This is a genomic window from Streptomyces sp. NPDC093252 (assembly GCF_040683675.1).
In the GTDB taxonomy this organism is placed as follows: domain Bacteria; phylum Actinomycetota; class Actinomycetes; order Streptomycetales; family Streptomycetaceae; genus Streptomyces.
This window is the reverse complement of the sequence record NZ_JBFBEM010000001.1, coordinates 660,299-677,022: the sequence shown is the minus strand read 5'-3', so window position 1 is coordinate 677,022 and position 16,724 is coordinate 660,299. Positions and strand designations below refer to the sequence as shown.

10 protein-coding genes and 1 pseudogene are annotated in these 16,724 nt (G+C 74.0%); 6 read left to right on the top strand and 5 right to left on the bottom strand.

Going from position 1 to position 16,724, the window contains the following annotated elements; translation table 11 throughout:
* Position 1 precedes the first annotated feature (1 nt).
* From AB0O01_RS02745 to AB0O01_RS02730, 4 genes are all read right to left on the bottom strand, one after another.
* A complete protein-coding gene (locus AB0O01_RS02745) occupies positions 2 to 949 on the bottom strand; it encodes an ABC transporter permease (protein WP_365310268.1) in 948 nt (315 codons plus the stop codon).
* On the bottom strand, positions 946 to 2,637 hold the full coding sequence (locus AB0O01_RS02740) for an ABC transporter substrate-binding protein (RefSeq protein ID WP_365310265.1): 1,692 nt from the start codon (positions 2,635 to 2,637) through the stop codon (positions 946 to 948). The genes AB0O01_RS02745 and AB0O01_RS02740 overlap by 4 nt, the downstream gene beginning before the upstream one ends.
* 76 nt (positions 2,638 to 2,713) lie before the next feature.
* Positions 2,714 to 3,913 carry an acyl-CoA dehydrogenase family protein gene (locus tag AB0O01_RS02735; RefSeq protein ID WP_365310263.1) on the bottom strand — a complete coding sequence of 400 codons (1,200 nt, stop codon included), beginning with the start codon at positions 3,911 to 3,913 and terminating at the stop codon, positions 2,714 to 2,716.
* A gap of 747 nt (positions 3,914 to 4,660) precedes the next feature.
* On the bottom strand, positions 4,661 to 5,218 hold the full coding sequence (locus AB0O01_RS02730; RefSeq protein WP_365310261.1) for a MarR family transcriptional regulator: 558 nt from the start codon (positions 5,216 to 5,218) through the stop codon (positions 4,661 to 4,663).
* Between the two features lie 64 nt (positions 5,219 to 5,282).
* On the opposite strand from AB0O01_RS02730, the gene AB0O01_RS02725 reads away from it, so the two are divergent.
* Both AB0O01_RS02725 and AB0O01_RS02720 read left to right on the top strand, forming a co-directional pair.
* Entirely contained in the window at positions 5,283 to 6,380 is a 1,098-nt protein-coding gene (locus tag AB0O01_RS02725; RefSeq protein WP_365310259.1) for an EamA family transporter, read from the top strand.
* Positions 6,262 to 7,407 carry a hypothetical protein gene (locus tag AB0O01_RS02720; RefSeq protein ID WP_365310256.1) on the top strand — a complete coding sequence of 382 codons (1,146 nt, stop codon included), beginning with the start codon at positions 6,262 to 6,264 and terminating at the stop codon, positions 7,405 to 7,407. The genes AB0O01_RS02725 and AB0O01_RS02720 overlap by 119 nt, the downstream gene beginning before the upstream one ends.
* Before the next feature lie 21 nt (positions 7,408 to 7,428).
* Here the strand turns inward: AB0O01_RS02720 and AB0O01_RS02715 are convergent, their stop codons facing one another.
* Positions 7,429 to 11,682: a molybdopterin-dependent oxidoreductase gene (locus tag AB0O01_RS02715; protein WP_365310254.1), complete on the bottom strand. Its 4,254-nt coding sequence runs from the start codon at positions 11,680 to 11,682 to the stop codon at positions 7,429 to 7,431.
* A gap of 351 nt (positions 11,683 to 12,033) precedes the next feature.
* Here AB0O01_RS02715 and AB0O01_RS02710 point away from each other — a divergent pair, with 351 nt between their 5' ends.
* The 4 genes and pseudogenes from AB0O01_RS02710 to AB0O01_RS02695 all read left to right on the top strand — a co-directional run bounded on the left by AB0O01_RS02710 (position 12,034) and on the right by AB0O01_RS02695 (position 16,688).
* Entirely contained in the window at positions 12,034 to 12,999 is a 966-nt protein-coding gene (locus AB0O01_RS02710; RefSeq protein ID WP_365310252.1) for a DUF1648 domain-containing protein, read from the top strand.
* A 2-nt stretch (positions 13,000 to 13,001) separates the two neighbouring features.
* Positions 13,002 to 13,358 (top strand): annotated as a pseudogene (locus AB0O01_RS02705) (GntR family transcriptional regulator); the annotation flags it as partial.
* Positions 13,359 to 13,945: 587 nt separating this feature from the next.
* Complete coding sequence (locus tag AB0O01_RS02700; RefSeq protein ID WP_365310489.1) at positions 13,946 to 15,634, top strand: VanW family protein; 1,689 nt, start codon at positions 13,946 to 13,948, stop codon at positions 15,632 to 15,634.
* Between the two features lie 103 nt (positions 15,635 to 15,737).
* A complete protein-coding gene (locus tag AB0O01_RS02695) occupies positions 15,738 to 16,688 on the top strand; it encodes a Ppx/GppA family phosphatase (protein WP_365310250.1) in 951 nt (316 codons plus the stop codon).
* The last annotated feature ends 36 nt before the right edge of the window (positions 16,689 to 16,724 follow it).

Genomic DNA, 16,724 nt, shown 5'->3' with positions numbered 1-16,724 from the left:
GTCACGCGCTCCTGAGCCGTGGGTCGACAACGGGGTACAGCAGATCCACCACGGTGGAGATCACGACGAACACCAGCGCCGACAGCAGCACCACACCGATCACCACCGGCATGTCCTTGGCGGTGACGGCCTGGAGCACCAGCGAGCCGATGCCGGGCCGCCCGAACACCGTCTCCACCAGCACCGCCCCGCCGATCAGCGAACCGGTCAGCCAGCCCGTGAGGGTGAGCAGCGGTACGGCCGCGTGCCGCAGCGCGTGCCGCAGCCGCACCGCCCACTGGCCGGCGCCCCGGGAACGGGCGGTGACCACGAACGGCTGGCCGAGCGCCGCCTCCAGTCCCTCCCGCAGCACCTGTGCCATGACCCCGGTCAGCGGCAGCGCCAGGGTCACCGCCGGCAGCACCAGCGCGGCGAACCCGTCGGCCCCGGCCACCGGGAACACCGGGAGCCGGAACGAGAACACCGTCAGCAGCACGATCCCCACCCAGTAGGCCGGGGTGGAGGCCGCGACCAGCTCCGCCACCGACGCCACCGCCCGCAGCCCCGGCCGCCGTCCCGCCGTGGCCACCGCGGACAGCACCGCGAGGACCGCGGCCAGCAGCAGCGCGGCGGACGCCAGTTGGAGGGTCGGCACGAGCTGATCCCTGATCAGCTCCCACACCGGGCGCTGGAGCTGGTAGGACTCGCCGAGGTCGCCGGTCACCAGCCGCCCCAGATACCGGACGTACTGCTCGGCGACCGGCAGATCGAAGCCGTACTCCCGGCGGATCTCCGCCCGTACCTCCGGGGTGCCCGCGGTGGACGGCCCCAGCAGCACGGACACCGGGTCGCCGGGGATGAGCCGCAGCGCCAGGAAGGCGAGGGTGGCGGCACCGGCGAGCACGGCGACCGCCGAGCCCAGCCGGGTCACCGCGGCCCGCGCGAGACGGGCCGCCGGGAGCCGCTTCACCGTTCGTCCAGCCAGGCGTCGTAGTACGTCAGCCAGTTGCTGGCGCTGAACGTCAGACCGCCCACGGCGGTGGCGGTGCCGACCAGGGAGACCTGGGTGTAGACCGGCACGACCAGGGCGAGGTCGATGGCCCGCTGCTGCACCTCGGGATAGACCTCGGCGTGCACCTGCTCGTCCAGCGTGGCCCGGCCCTCGTCGGTCCAGGCGTCGAGCTGGTCGTCCTGGACGAAGGTGGCGTTGATGCCGCCCTCGGCCGGGGCGCTGCCGGAGTTCAGGAACAGCCAGAGCACGTCCGGGCTGAACCGGGGCCAGCTCAGATCGACGATGTGCGCCTGCCCGCCGTACACCTCGGTGTTGTAGGTGCCGAGGTCGAGGCTGGGGCGCTGCACCTCGACGCCGATCTTCTTGAGGTCCGCCTGGACGGCCTGCCCGAGCACGTCACGCCCCTCGCGGGTGGCCTGGATGGACAACTGGGGCCATTCGATCGTCAGCCGCTTGCCGCCCTTGGTGCGGTAGCCGTCGGCGTCCCGCGCGGTCCAGCCCGCCTCGTCCAGCAGTTGCCCGGCGAGTTCCGGGTCGTGCGGCCAGCTCCCCTCCAGCGTCTTGTCGTAGTAGGGGGTGGTGGGGCTGATCGGGGACCACGCGCGCGGGTACTGGCCGAAGGTGACCGTCTCGACATTGGTGTCGATGTCGATGCCGCGCTGCACGGCCTCACGGACCCGCTGGTCGTCGAAGGGGGCGAGGGAGCCGTTGAGCCACAGGTTGTAGTTGCCGCCCGGGTTCTGCCGGGTGAGCAGTTCGAAGCCGGAGGCCGCCTTGACCGTGGACACGTTCTGCGGCGGGATGGCCTTGGCGACCTGGACCTGGCCGCTGGTCAGCGCGCCGGAGCGGACCGAGGCGGTGGGCAGGAAGCGGAACTCCAGCTTGTCGAGATGGGCGGGGCCGGTGTGGGCGGCGGTGGCGGGCGCCCAGTCGTAGTCGGGGTTGCGGGTCAGCACCGCCGACTGGCCCTTGGTGTACTCGCTGAACAGGAACGGCCCGCTGCCGACATTGACCGGCCCGCCCGCCGCCAGCTTGCCCGCGTCCGACTTCAGGGTGTCGGGGGAGTAGAAGCCCAGATAGGGCGTGGAGGCGGCCTGGAGGAACGGGGCGAACGGCTCGGAGAAGCTGACCTTCGCGGTGTGGGTGCCGACGACCTCGGTGCCGGTGTAGGGGCCGAGCAGATTGACCGCGTACAGCGACTTGGTGGAGTCGGCCACGATGTGGTCGAAGTTGGCCTTCACCGCGGCGGCGTCGAAGGCCGTCCCGTCGGTGAAGGTCACATCGTCGCGCAGCTCGAAGGTGTACGTCCGGTAGTCGTCCGACACCTCCCACTCGGTGGCCAGCCAGGGGTGGAACTTCCCGGCGGAGTCCTGGGCGACCAGGGAGTCCACCACCTGCCGCTGGATCTCGGCGGTGATGTCCTGGGTGCTGGCGTGCACGTCCCACGAGACCGGTTCGGTGTCGACGGCGGTGGTGAGCGTGCCGCCCCGGACCGGGGTGTCCGAGCCGGAGCCGCCGCCGCTGCCACCGCCCGACGAGCAGGCGGTGAGCAGCAGCAGTCCGGCGACCGCCGCCGCGATCCGCCGGACCGGACGGACGCGACGGGACGGACGAGAGGAGGGGGCGGGGCGGGAACGCGGGCGCATGGCGGTACCTCTGGGGTGAGCGGGGCCGGGCGACGGATCGACGGGGTACGGGGTCGGGGGCGGGAGTGGGCCGGGGTCAGGCATCGGGCGGCCCCACCGCCAGGGCCGCCGCGCCGACCAGCGGCAGCACGGCGTCCTCGCCGGGGGCGTGCACCCCGGCCGACTGGATGTCACGGAAGTGCCGCTCCAGCGGGTTGTCCTGGGCCAGCCCCGGATTGCCGAGCAGCCGCAGCCCCGTCTCGACGGCACGGGTGACATGCCGGACGACGACCACCTTGGCGGCGAGCGCGTCGAGGCCGCGGACGCTCTCACCCCGGTCGACCTGCCCGGCGACACCGAAGATGAGCTGCTCGGCAGTGGTCAGCAGGGTCTCGATCTCGCCCGCCCCGCGCTCGAAGCGCCCGGTGGTGGCCAGCGGACGGCCCAGCGCGGACGGCACCCGGGTGTGGGCGAAGGAGTGCACGGCGCTCTGCGCGGCCCGCGCGACCCCGAGGTACAGGGCCGACGACAGCAGCAGCGTCACACTGCCGGGCAGGGTGCCCGGGGCGGGACCGGCGCCGGGCGGGGCGAGTTCGTGGATGTGGTCGGCGGGGATCTCGACATCCGTGAACTGCACCTCGTGGCTGCCGGTGGCGCGCATACCGAGCTGGTGCCAGGTCGGCACGACCTCGATGCCGGGGGTACCGGCCGGGACGATGAACGTCCCGACGCGCGGCTCCGGCTCGTCCGTCGCCGCCCACACCAGGAAGTAGCTCAGCCCCTCGGAGCCGGTGACATACCGCTTGCGGCCGGTCACCGACCAGCCGTGCGCGGTGCGCCGGGCGGTGGTCGCGGGCAGGCCCCGGGTGGAGGAGCCCAGTTCGGGTTCGGCCCGCGCGTGGTTGAGCAGTGTCGGGCGCAGCGCGGACTCCGCCAGCACCCGCCGGTACAGCTCCTCGGGCCAGGGACCGCGGGTCTGGAGGAGATGCGGGACGATCGTCATCCCGGCGATCAGCGCGACCGAGGGGTCCCCGCGCCCCAGCGCCAGCAGAATCCTGGTGATGTCGGTGAACGATCCGCCCGGACCCCCGTACCGGGCATCGACACCGGCGGTCAGCAGCCCCGCGTCATGGACCAGTTGGAGGGATGCGCGGGGAAAGGCGCCGCTGCGGTCGTACTCGGGGGCACGGGCCGCGAGCGCCGCGCTCACCTCGTCGAGCCGGCCGAGGTCGAAGCCGGGCAGCCGGGGCGCCTCCACATCGGGGGAGGCGGCCGGGGCGGGGGTGGTGGCGGTCATGACGCCCCCGCGGGAGCGAGGCGGGTCGGGACGGCGGGCGCGGGGGCCACAGGCATGGGCGTGTCCTTGGTGTCGGGTGACGCTCCGGCCACCGGGGGTGAGCGGAGCGGGGGACGACGACACGGCCCACCGGAGGCGCCCGGCCGGGGCCGGGCGCGACCGTGGGGGAGCGGCGGGAGAACCGTGTCAGAGAGCGCGGGCGGTGGCCCGCGAGCCGCCCCGCGCGGTCGGGCTCACCGTGGCAGGGCGGCGCGACCGGAGGCGGGGAGCAGAGTGAGGAAAGGAGAGGAAGGCGAAGAAGGCGAGAGGGATCAGCGACAGCTCGTGGACTTGACCCTGCCGAAGTCCACGACGCGGCACTGCGTCAGACAGGGCAGCAGAAGATCACCGCGGCCAAGGCGGAGCGCATCGGCGGCACACCGGCCGAAATCCGTCGCAGTCTCAGGCCCGAACATGCTTGTGAGCATGCAGGATGATCACCTGTCACGTCCAATGCCGATTTCTGATCACGGCTGATCGCACCGCGCGATCGATGGCCCGCCGAGCGCCCTTCCGGGGCCGGACCGGGCCCGCATGCCCGCTTCGGTCGACGCTCGGGGGAGTGGTTTCCTGTGGTATGTCCCTTGTGCGCCTCCGGTGCGGGCCATGGGCGGTGGGTGTTCCCAGTTTTGATCAAGGGTGCCGGGAGGGGGTGCATGGACGGGGGTCGCTGCGGGTGCGGGTGTGGAGCGTGCCGGGGGAGGAGTCCTAGCGGCCCGGGGTCCCGGGGTCCGGGGTCCGGTCGCCCGGGGGGTCGTCCAGGCGGCCGAGCCACTCCCTGAGGAGCGCCTCCAGGGCCGCCGCCTCGACCGGTGTGAGCAGCTCCAGCAGGCGGTGCTCATTGCGCATGTGCTCGCCGAAGGCCCGGTCGATCAGCTCGCGGCCGGGGCGGGTCAGGGCGACGATCCGCCCGCGCTGATCGTCGGCGGCCCGCCGCCGGGTGACCAGCCCGGCCCGCTCCAGCCGGTCGATCCGCTTGGTCATCGCCCCCGTGGTGACCATGGTGTGCGCGGCCAGCTCGCCCGGCGCCCGCTCGTACGGCTCCCCGGCCCGGCGCAGGGCGCACAGCACGTCGAACTCGCCCTCGCTCAGCCCGTATCTCCCGTACACCAGGGTCAGTTCGGCGGTGAGCCGCCCGGCCAGCCGGTGCAGCCGCCCGATCACACCCTGCGGCCCCACGTCCAGATCGGGCCGCTCCCGGCCCCACTCGGCCTGGATACGGCCCACCTGGTCGAGCGGCGCGCCCGCCGCCGGATCCCTGTCCATGGCTCCCTGCCGCCCTTCGTCTCTCCACGGCTCGATAGCTTCCTGGGAAGCTATAGTACCTTCCATGGAAGGAAATCTGCGCTGGGTCGCCCTGACCGCCGTGGCCCCGGTGGCCTGGGGGACGAACTACTACGTCACGCATGAGTACCTCCCGGCGGACCGCCCGCTGCTCGGCTCCGCGCTGCGCGCGCTGCCCGCAGGACTGGTGCTGCTGGCGGTGGCCCGGCGGCGCCCGCGCGGGGCCTGGTGGTGGCGGTCGGCGATCCTCGGCCTGCTCAACATGAGCGTCTTCTTCGTCCTCGTCTACGCCGCGTCCCAACTGCTCCCGACGAGTGTCGCCGCCACGGTGATGGCGGTGTCCCCGCTGACGATGATGCTCATCGCCTGGCCCCTGGTCGCCGAACGGCCCCGGGGCGCCCATCTGCTCGGCGCCGTGATCGGGCTCGGCGGGGTCGCCCTGATGCTGCTCACCGGGGAGGGCGGCGCGCGTCTCGCGGGGATCGCGGCCTCGGCCGCCGCCGTCCTGGTGTCGTCCTTCGGGCACCTCCTCGCCAAGCGCTGGAGCGACGGCGCCGATGTGCTCGCCGCCACCGCCTGGCAGCTCACCGCCGGAGGGATCCTGCTCCTCCCGGTCGCCGCCGTCGTGGAGGGCCCGCCGCCCGCCCTCTCCGCCCCGGCCCTCCTGGCGTTCGCCTATGTCGCCCTGATCGCCACCGCGCTGGCCTTCGTCGCCTGGTTCACCGGTCTGCGCCGGCTGCCCGCGGGCACGGTCGGACTGATAGGGCTCCTCAATCCGGTCACCGGGGTCCTGCTGGGCACGGCCGTCGCCGGAGACGATCTGACGGCACAGCAGATGTGCGGGCTGGCGCTGGTACTGGGGGGCGTCCTGCTGGGGGCACCCCGACAACGGCCGTTCCCGTCCCGCGAGTTGACCCGGCCGCCCCACCGGGAGAATGTCCGGGACACTCCGTCCGAACCCTGTGCCGCCGGTGCCGTCAGGGGCGACCATGGCCTCCGTATCGCCGGGAGCGACGGGGGAGGACATGGTGGACCCGGGGGAGCTGGCCACGATCGCGGTCGGGGTGCTGGCGGCGGCCGTGACCGGTGCGGCGACCGGAGTGGGGGAGCAGGCGGGGGCGGCGGTCGCCCAGGTGGTGCGTGAGCGGCTCGGGGCATCGGAGCGCGGCCGGGCGGCCCTGACCGGGCTGGACGCCGGGCCGGACGACCCCGCCGCGCGCGAGGAGGCCGAGGCGGTGCTCCGGGAGGAGGTCACCTCGGACCCCGGTCTCGCTCGCACCCTGGCCCTGCATCTGCGCGCACCGGAGGTCCGGGCCACGGGCAGTGTGGTGATCACCGGCAGCAGGGTGGCCCGCACCCAGATCGCGCTGGGCCCGCTGACCGTCAACAACACCTCCGCCGGGCGGACGACGCTCGGCGCGGTCATCGTCCTGGCCCTGCTCGTGGTCGTGCTCGCGGTCTACGGAGGGGTGCGGCTGCTCGACACCACGGAGGACTCACCGTCCGCCGCGCCACCGGGGTCCGCGCCACCGGGGTCCGCGCCACCGGGGTCCGCGCCTGCGGACCCCGCCCCCGCGGGTTCGGCCTCCGTGAGTTCCGCCGCCCCCGCCCCCGCCGCCGCGCTGCCGCCCACGCCCGAGACCGTCCGCCGGATCCTGCCGGACCGCGCCAGCCTGGACGCCGGGGAGTACCCCTGGGCCGACCGGCCCGAGGTCCGGGCGTCGGCGGCCGGGCTCTCCCTGTGCGAGAGGGCCCCGGAGTGCGAGCGGACCGCCACGGCGGTCGGCGTGGTGACCTTCGCCCGGGGCGAGAACGAGGGGGAGAACCGCGCCGAGTTCCTGGTCCTGGCGTTCCCCGACCCCGCCGCCGCCCACCGCGCGTACGCCGACATCGTCGAGGACATCGAACAGGTCCGGGTGCCGACGTTCGTCAAGGTGGAGTTGGCGCGGCGGGGCGAGGAGAGCCAGGGTCTCGCCATGGACCCGGGGGACACCGGGGCCGTGCCGACGGCGCGGTATGTCAACCGGTCGCTGCTCTTCCGGGAAGGGCCCTTCATCGGCGTCGCGCACCAACTGGACGATCCGACGGGGCGGCGGACCACCCGTGTCCTCGGCCTCGCCGACCTGCTCCTCACCCGCGTCGAGCGGGCCAACGCCGGAGAAGTCCCGTAGGGACGCCGTTCCCCGGTCCGCTCAGTAGACGTCCCGCGCATACCGCTTGTCCGCCGCCAGGCGGCGGACGTACGCCGATGCCTCGTCCGGGTCCATGCCGCCGTGGGCGGCGACGATGTCCCGCAGGGCCCGGTCGACGTCCTTGGCCATCCGCCCGGCGTCCCCGCAGACGTAGAAGCGGGCGCCGTCGCGGAGCCACTGCCACAGGCGGGGGCCGTGCTCGCGCATCCGGTCCTGGACGTAGACCTTGGTGCGCTGGTCCCGGGAGAAGGCGAGGTCGAGGCGGTCCAGATGGCCGGAGTTCCGGTACCCCTCCAGTTCCTCGCGGTAGTAGAAGTCGGTGGCCCGGCGCTGTTCGCCGAAGAAGAGCCAGTTGGGGCCGGAGTGCCCGAGGGCCCGGCGCTCCTCCAGGAAACCGATGAAGGGCGCCACCCCCGTCCCCGGCCCGACCATGATCATGGGTGCGGCGGGGTCGGCAGGCGGCCGGAAGTGCGGTGCGCGCTGGACGAACACCTGGACCGGCCCGTCGTCCGCGTGATCGGCGAGGTACGCCGAGCAGACCCCGGCCCGTACCCGCCCCCGGCTGCCGTCGTAGCGGACGACGGACACGGTGAGCCGTACCTCGCCGGGGTGGGCGAGCGGGCTGGACGAGATCGAGTACAGCCGGGGTGTCAGGCGCCGCAGCACCCCCGCCCACTCGGCCGCCGGGGCGCGGACCGGGAACTCGGCGAGGACATCGGCGGCCTGGCGGCCCCAGCTCCACTGCGCCAGCGCGTCCTTGTTGTCGGGGCGCAGCAGCCGTTTGAGGGCGTGGTTGCCGGTCCGTTCGGTCACGAACCGCAGCAGCCCGGCGCCGACCCGGGTGATGTCCAGGCGGGTGCGCAGCGCCTCTTCGAGGGGCAGGGGGGCGGGGCCGCCCAGGTCGACCGGCTCGTCGGGGTCCAGGCCGGTGAGCGCGAGCCACTCGGCGACCAGTCCGGGGCCGTTCACCGGCCAGACGCCGAGGGCGTCCCCGGCGTCGTAGGGGAGTTCGCCGTCGCGGGTGTCGAAGGCGAACTGCCGGACCTCCTTGCCCGAGCCGGGCAGGCTCAGGAGGCGGTTGCCCACGAGGAGGGTGGCGAAGGGGGAGGACTTGGTGGGGGTGGTGGGAGCCGCGGGTCCGGTGGGTCCGGTGGGTCCGATGGGGCGTGCGGATGTGCCGGGGGTGGGTGGTGGCGCGGGCGGCGGGGTGCCGGGGTCCGTGATGGGTGCGACGGGCTCGGTGGGCCCGGTGGGCAGGGTGGGCCCGGTGAGTGGGGTGAGCGCGGTGAGTACCTCGGTCAGCCAGTGCCCCGCCGTCTCCTCGAAGTCCGGTTCGCAGTCGGCGCGGGGGACCAGCCGGGTGGCGCCGAGGGCGTCGAGGCGTTCGTCCAGCCGCCGTCCGTGACCGCAGAAGTCGGCGTACCCGGAGTCGCCGAAGGCGAGTACCGCGTAACGGGTGCCGTCCAGGCGGGGCGCGTCCGGCGCGGACAGGGCCCGCCAGAACGCCGAGCCGTTGTCGGGGGCGTCGCCGTCGCCGAAGGTGCTGGTGATGAGGAGGAGATCCGTGCCGGGACCGCCGCCCGTGAGGAGGGCCGGGGCCGCCTCCTCCATCGGCAGCAGCTCGGCGGTCCGGCCGGTCACGGCGAGCCGGGCGGCGGCCCCGGCCGCGAACTCCTCGGCCGTGCCCGTCTGGGAGGCCCAGAGGACCAGCAGCCGGCGCGCGGGCGGCGCGGGCGCCTCCTCGGGTACGGGGGTGTCCGCGGCCCGGGAGTACAGGCCCGCCAGGACACCGTCGACCCACAGGGCGTGGTCCGGTGCGAGGGGCGCGCCCGGCGGGAGGACGGGGACCCGCCCGTCGGGGGGAGCGGCGACGAGTCCGGAGAGGTACCCGGACAGATACCGCCGCTCGGGCTCGCTCAGCGGCGCGGGCGCCTCCCCGGCGATGCCGAACAGCTCGGCGAGCGCGGGGAGGGGGACGGGGAAGGCGGCGCCGGTGGTCGCCGGGGGCGCTGTCGCGGTGAGCGGTGTCGTCCGCGCCGGGTGCGCCGGGCGGGGTGCCACGGCCGTCATGGGTATCGGCGTCAGGGCGACCGCGCACACCTTGAACTCGGGCTGGAAGGACAGCGGGTCGACGGCGTCGCTGGTGACGGCGTTGATGCTGAGGTGCTCGCCGAACAGGTCGTTCCAGTGGAAGGGCGCGAAGCAGTCGCCGGGCCGCACCCGGTCGGTGATCACGGCGGGCAGCACGGCCCGGCCCCGCCGGGAGGCGATCTCCAGCGGGTCGCCCTCGCTCACGCCCAGCGCGGCGGCGTCCTCGGGATGGATCTCCACGAACGGGCCGGGGTTGAGCCTGTTCAACTTGGCGACCTTCCCGGTCTTCGTCAGCGTGTGCCACTGGTGCTGGAGACGGCCGGTGTTCAGGACGAACGGGTAGGCGTTGTCGGGGAGTTCGGCGGGCGGGAGATGCGGGCGGGCGAAGAACCGGGCCCGTCCGTCGGGGGTCGGGAAGGCCAGCCGGGGGCGGCTGCCGTCGGAACGCTCCAGCAGGGTCTGGCTGATTCCGTCGTTGAGGTAGCGGACCGGGTTGCGGTCCGGGCCGTCGGGGGCCGGGGCCGGCCACTGTACGGGGGTGGCGCGCAGCCGGTCGTAGGTCACCCCGCGCAGATCCCAGCCGGTCTTCGGGTTCCAGGCCCGCTTCAGCTCCTCGAAGACCTCCTCGGCGCAGGTGTAGGTGAACGCCTCGGCGTACCCCATCGCGCAGGCCACCTCGGCGATCAGCCGCCAGTCCGGCAGCGCCTGCCCCGGCGGGTCGACGGCACCCGGGACGAGGGTCAGATTCCGCTCGGAGTTGACCATCACCCCCTCCGACTCCGCCCACAGCGTGGCCGGCAGCACGACATCCGCGTACGCGTTGGTCTCCGTGTCGGCGAACACGTCCTGGGTGATCACCAGTTCGGCGGCCTCCAGACCCGCGACGACGGTCGCGCGGTTGGCGACCGACGCCACCGGATTGGTGCAGATGATCCAGCACGCCCTGATGTCCCCGGCGGCCATCCGCTCGAACATCTCGACCGTGCCCCGCCCCGCCTCGGCGCGCAGCGACCCGGCCGGGACGCCCCACAGCTCCTCCACGAAGGCCCGTTCGTCCGCCGCCAGCACGGACCGCTGACCGGGCAGCCCGGGTCCCATGTAGCCCATCTCGCGTCCGCCCATCGCGTTGGGCTGGCCGGTGAGCGAGAACGGGCCGCTGCCCGGACGGCAGATCGCGCCGGTCGCCAGATGCAGATTGACCAGGGCGTTGGTGTTCCAGGTGCCGTGCGTGGACTGGTTGAGGCCCATGGTCCAGCAGCTCATCCAGTTCCCGGCGGTGCCGATCCACTCGGCGGCCCGCCGCAGATCGGCCTCGGGGACACCGGTGATCTCCGCGACCCGGGCGGGCGGGTAGTCGTCCAGGAAGCCGGGCAGCGCGTCCCATCCCTCGGTGAACTCGGCGATGAAGCCGTCGTCGGTGTGCCCGCCCGCGACCAGCAGATGCAGCAGCCCGTTCAGGAGGGCGAGATCGGTGCCGGGGCGGACCGGGAGATGGAGGTCGGCCTTGTCGGCGGTGGCGCTGCGCCGGGGGTCGACCACGATCAGCCGGGCCCCGGCCGACTTCACCCGGTCCATCATCCGCAGAAAGAGAATGGGGTGGCAGTCGGCCATGTTCGAGCCGATCACCAGGAACACATCCGCGTCATCGAAGTCCTGGTACGAGCCGGGCGGCCCGTCCGCGCCCAGCGACAGCTTGTAGCCGGTCCCGGCCGACGCCATGCACAACCGGGAGTTCGACTCGATGTGCTGGGTCCGCAGAAACCCCTTGGCCAGCTTGTTCGCCAGATACTGCGCCTCCAGCGACATCTGCCCGGACACATACAGGGCCAGCGCGTCCGGCCCGTGCGCGTCCAGGATCGCCCGCAGTTGCCCCGCGACCAGGGCGACGGCCTCGCCGACGTCCGCCGCGACCGGCTCGGCGCCCCGCTCGGGCCGGGTCAGCGCGGTGCCGAGCCGGCCCGGCGCCGCCATCAGGTCGGCACCGGTCGCGCCCTTGGTGCACAGCCGTCCCGCGTTGGCCGGGTGCGCCCGGTCCCCGCTCGCCCGCGCCACCCGGCGCCGCCCGTCGGCGGGGTCCCGGTCCAGCTCCAGCACGACCCCGCAGCCGACCCCGCAGTACGAGCAGACCGTACGGACACTGTCCCTGGCCGAACCGGCTCCCACTGAACCCCCACATGCGCTGCGTACGCCGTCCCCGGCACCGTACGGAGAGCGAATTTCCGTTCCGTCACGCACCGGGAACGACGGGGGTTACGGCGCGCGCACCTGGCGCCGGACGGGGCTGTGAGGCGAGGAGGCGAGGAGGCGAAAGAGACGATCAGGTGGAGAGGTGATCAGGTGGAGAGGCGATCACGGCCGGGGCTCGACCCGCCCCCTGTCCCTGTGCTTATATTGTTCTACTTCAATGCGAACAACTTGCGGCGGGGCACCTCGCTCCGCAGAAACGCGATCCGCAGAGACACGCTCCGCGCGGAAACGCGACCCGCACACCGCCCTCACCAGGACGGGAGTCCCATGACCGCCACCCTCCGCCGCCCCGCGGCCCTGCCCGCCGTCCCCTTCGGCCTGGCCACCGCCGCCTACCTCGGGGTGTTCCTCGCCGGGTACGACCGGCTGCCCGGCGAACTCGCCACCCACTTCTCCGGCCGCGGCGGCGCCGACGGCTTCATGAGCCGCACCGCCGCCCTCTGGTCCGGCGGCGGTCTGCTCATCGCGCTGGGCGTGCTCTTCACCGTGCTCACCGCAGCCGCCGACAGCGGCGCGAAGGCCCGGCTGACCGCGGCCATCGGCGCCGGTACGGCCGTCACCCTCGGCTATCCGCTGGTCGTCACCGTCCTGGTCAACCTGGACGCCCCCGACCCGGCCGCCGCCCGGCTGCCCCTGTGGCACCTGGCCGTGCTCCTCCTCGCGGGCCTCACCACCGCCGCCGTCGCCTGGCGGCTGGTCGACGCCGGACCGGACCGCGCCCCCGCCGCGCCGGTCCCCCCGCTGCCGCTGGCCGACGGGGAGACGGCGGCCTGGAGCCGTACGGTCCTGTCCCGCCCGCTGCTCCTCCCCGCCCTCGCCGTCGCGCTCGGCGGTCCCCTCGCGCTGCTGCTCGGGCCCTGGCCGCTGGGCGCCGCACTGATCGTCCTGGGCCTGGCCTGCGCCGCCTTCGCCGCGATCCGGGTCACCGTCGACCGCAGAGGCGTCACGGTCGCCTCCACCCTGCTGCCCCGGCCCCGCCTCACCGTCCCCCTCACCGGGATCACCGGCGCCGCGTCCGTCCGTGTCGACGCCGTCGGCGACTTCGGCGGCTGGGGCTACCGGATACGGCCGGACCGGCGCGGAGTGGTCCTGCGCTCCGGGGACGCGCTCGCGGTCCGCACCACCGCCGGACGCGAGTACGTCGTCACCGTCGACGACCCGGCCACCGCCGCCGCGCTGCTCAACGCGCTGGTCGAGCGGCGTGCCGGAGGACGTGCCGGGGAGCGTGACTAGGGATGCTGTTCCGGGTACGGCCCGGCTCGCCGGTGCCGCTGGGCGAGCAGATCGCCGCCTGTGTGCGCGGGGCCATCGCCGACGGCACGGCGGTCCCGGGGGAGCGGCTGCCGCCCGCCCGCGAGGTCGCCGAGTCGCTGGGGGTCAATGTCCACACCGTCCTGCGCGGCTACCAGCGGCTGCGCGACGAGTCCCTGATCGAGCTGCGCCGGGGGCGCGGGGCGGTGATCACCGCGGCGCCCGACGCCCCGGGCCGGGCCCGGCTCACCGAGGGCGTGCGCGCCCTGATCGGCCAGGCCCGGGAGCTGGGCCTCAGCGACGAGGAGTTCCTGACGGTCGTACGGGCGGGACTGGGCGGCACGGGGGCCTCCGGCCGGGGCGACGGGGCGGGCGGGGGTGCCGAGGGGGCCGACGGGGCCGGTGGTGCCCGCAGTTCCAGCGGCTCCAGTGCTGCCGACGGCGTCGGCACGGCGGCCCGTGACCGGTGACCGGGGGACCGGTGAGGTGGCAGGGAGCGCCGTGGGGGCGACGGAGACCGGCCCGATGTCGCCGGGGGCTGCCGGAGGCCGACGCGGGGCCGCGGAGACCGGCCCCGGAAACCGCGAGGTGCCGCCGGGTGCCGCCGCGGCACGGGGCGCGCGGTGTCCCAGAAGTCCCAGGCGGGGACCGGTGGGGGACGTGTCCCAGGAGGCCCCAGGTGACCGGTGCGGTGGCCGGTTTCCAGGGGGCCGGTGAGGGAGCTTACGGAATCACCACATAGATTCTCATATCATCACCCGCGCCCGGCCGTCTCTCCGGAGAGGGCCGGGCGCCGCGACGGCGACCCCCGACCACCCGCCGCCGTGACCGCCACAGACGAGGAGAGCCCGTGCTTCGCTCAGCCCCCGCCGGCCAGCCCGCCGACACCGACGGCACCGCCGACGCCTCACGGGCCGCCCGCCGCCGAATAGGCCGGGCCGCGCTCGTCACGGGAGCGGCGGCCGGGGTCGGCTTCGGCGGGCTCTACCTCGTGGGCCTGCTCACCGCCGGTGACGACGTCCCGGACGGGGTCCGGGTGAGCGGCGTCGACATCGGCGGAATGAACCGCGCCGAGGCGCGCGCGGCGCTGGAGAAGGGCCTCGCGGAGCAGTGGGCCGAGCCGATACCCGTGCGGGTCGGCGACGAGTCCGCGACCGTCGACGCCCGCACCGCCGGTCTCACCCTGAACAGCGAGGAGACCGTCACCGAGGCCGCCCGCTCGGGCAACGACCCGTTCACCGTGATCGGCCGCCTCTTCACCAGCGCCGACCGCGATGTCGAACCCGTCGTCGCCGTCGACCGGGACAAGACCCGCGCCGCCCTCACCGACCTGGCGAAGAAGCACGACCGCAAGGCCCGCGAAGGCTCCGTCGGCTTCGAGCAGGGCGAGACCACCCAGGTCGAGCCGGTCACCGGCCGCCGGCTCAATGTGGACGACGCCGTCGGCCCCCTCTCCTCCGTCACCCCCGGCGCCGTCGCCGAACCCGTCCGGCTCCCCGTGGACACCACCGACCCCAAGGTCGGCACGGCCGAGGTCGACCGGCTCCTCAACGAGTTCGCCGAACCCGCGATGTCCGGCCCCGTCACCCTCACCACCGGCGCCGGACGCGTCGAGATCACCCCGGCCGTGCTCGGCGAGCACCTCAGCGTGAAGCCCGACAAGGCGAACAAGCTCGTCCCCACCCTCGACGGCGCCGGACTCCTCGCCGACCCCGCGGTCGCCAGCGGCCTCGCCCAGGCCACCGACAAGCCCGAGAACGCCAAGCTGCGCCTGGAGGGCGGCCGGGTCGTCGTGGCCTCCGGCGGCCAGTCCGGCCAGGAGGTCACCGCCCAGGCCCTCAAGGACGCCGTACAGCCGCTGCTCACCAAGTCCGGCTCCACCGCCCGCACCGGCGCCGTCGCCGTCAAGGAGGTCGAGCCCGAGCTGTCCGCCGACAACCTCGACGAGCTGGGCATCAAGGAGCAGATGTCCACCTTCACCGTCAACTTCGAGCCCGAGGCGTACCGCATCACCAACATCGGCCGCGCCGCCGAGCTGATCGACGGATCGGTCGTCCTGCCCGGCGACACCTGGAGCATGAACGGCACGGTCGGCGAGCGCACCGAGGCCAACGGCTTCGTCGAGGGCATCATCATCAACAACGACCGGTTCGAGCGGGCCGCGGGCGGCGGTGTCTCCGCCGTCGCCACCACCGTCTTCAACGCCGTCTTCTTCGCCGGCGTCGACCCGGTCGAGTACGGGGCCCACTCCTTCTACATCGAGCGCTACCCCGAGGGCCGCGAGGCCACCGTCGCCTGGGGCAGCCTCGACCTGAAGTTCCGCAACGACTCCGGCAACGCGCTGTACATCGACGCCAAGGCCACCAACACCTCCATCACCGTCAGCTTCTACGGCACCAAGAAGTACGACGAGGTCGAGTCGGTCACCGGCCCCCGCACCAACGTGGTCGAGCCCGGCACCCGCGAGGGCGCCGCCGACCAGTGCGTCCCGCAGACCCCGCTCGAAGGGTTCGATGTCGCCGTCGACCGGGTCTTCAAGAACGGCGGCCAGGAGGTCAAGCGGGAGACCTTCAACACCCGCTACACGCCCCGTGACGAGGTCACCTGCGACGCCTGACACCCGCCCGGAACCGGCCCCGCCCCGGGCCGGTTCCGGGCAGAGCGCGTCAAAACCGCACAGGTGCACGCATCACCGCAGCCGCTCCGGGTACGCAACGCCGATGAGGCTGAGTGTGATTGACGCGGGTTCGAACACCGTGCGGCTGGTCGTCGCGGACACCAAGGACGGGGTACCGCTCCCCGTGCACACCGCGAAATGGAAGCTGCGCCTGTCCGAACAGGTCGGGACGGGCGGGGCGCTCGGGGAGGCGGCCACCGAACAGCTCGTGCAGTCCGTGGCCAGGGCCGCCCGGACCGCCGCCCGCTGGGGCGCCCCGCGCCCGCTGGCCTTCGCCACCGCCGTCGTCCGCAACGCCCCCGACCGCGCCGAGGTGCTCGCCGCCGTCCGGGACCGCGCCGAGGTCGGTCTGCGCGTCCTGCCCGGCGAACTGGAGGCCGAGCTGACCTTCCTCGCCGTCCGGCGCTGGATGGGCTGGCGGGCCGGGCCGCTGGCCCTGTTCGACATCGGCGGCGGCACCCTCGAAGTGGCCTTCGGCCGGGGCCGCACGCCGGACTTCGCGATCTCCCTGCCGCTCGGCGCGCGACGGCTCACCGACGACTTCCTCGCCCACACCGACCCGCCCGCCCCGGCCGACATCCTCGCCCTGCGCCGCGAGGTGCGCCACCAACTGCGCGACGCCGGGGCACGGATCCGCTGGGAGCATCCGCACACCGCCGTCGGCACCTCACGGACCTTCCAGCAACTGGCCCGGCTGTGCGGGGCCGCGCCGGGGCGCCACGGTCCGTTCGTCCAGCGGGAGGTGGCCCGCGGTGCGTTGCGCTCCGCCATCGACCGGCTGGGGGCGCTGCCCGCCGGTGAACGTGGGGAACTGCCCGGGATCTCGGCTCCGCGGGCGCGGCAGAGTCTGGCCGGGGCGATCGTGGGGCACACGGCGATGAAGCTCAGCGGGCTGAAGACGCTCGCGGTGTGCCCGTGGGCGCTGCGGGAGGGGATTTTGTTGCGGTACTTGGAGGATGGGCCGGAGTGGTGGGGGGATTCTTTTACCGGGTAGGGGGGCTCCGGGTGGGTGGGTAGGTGCGGGTTGTGG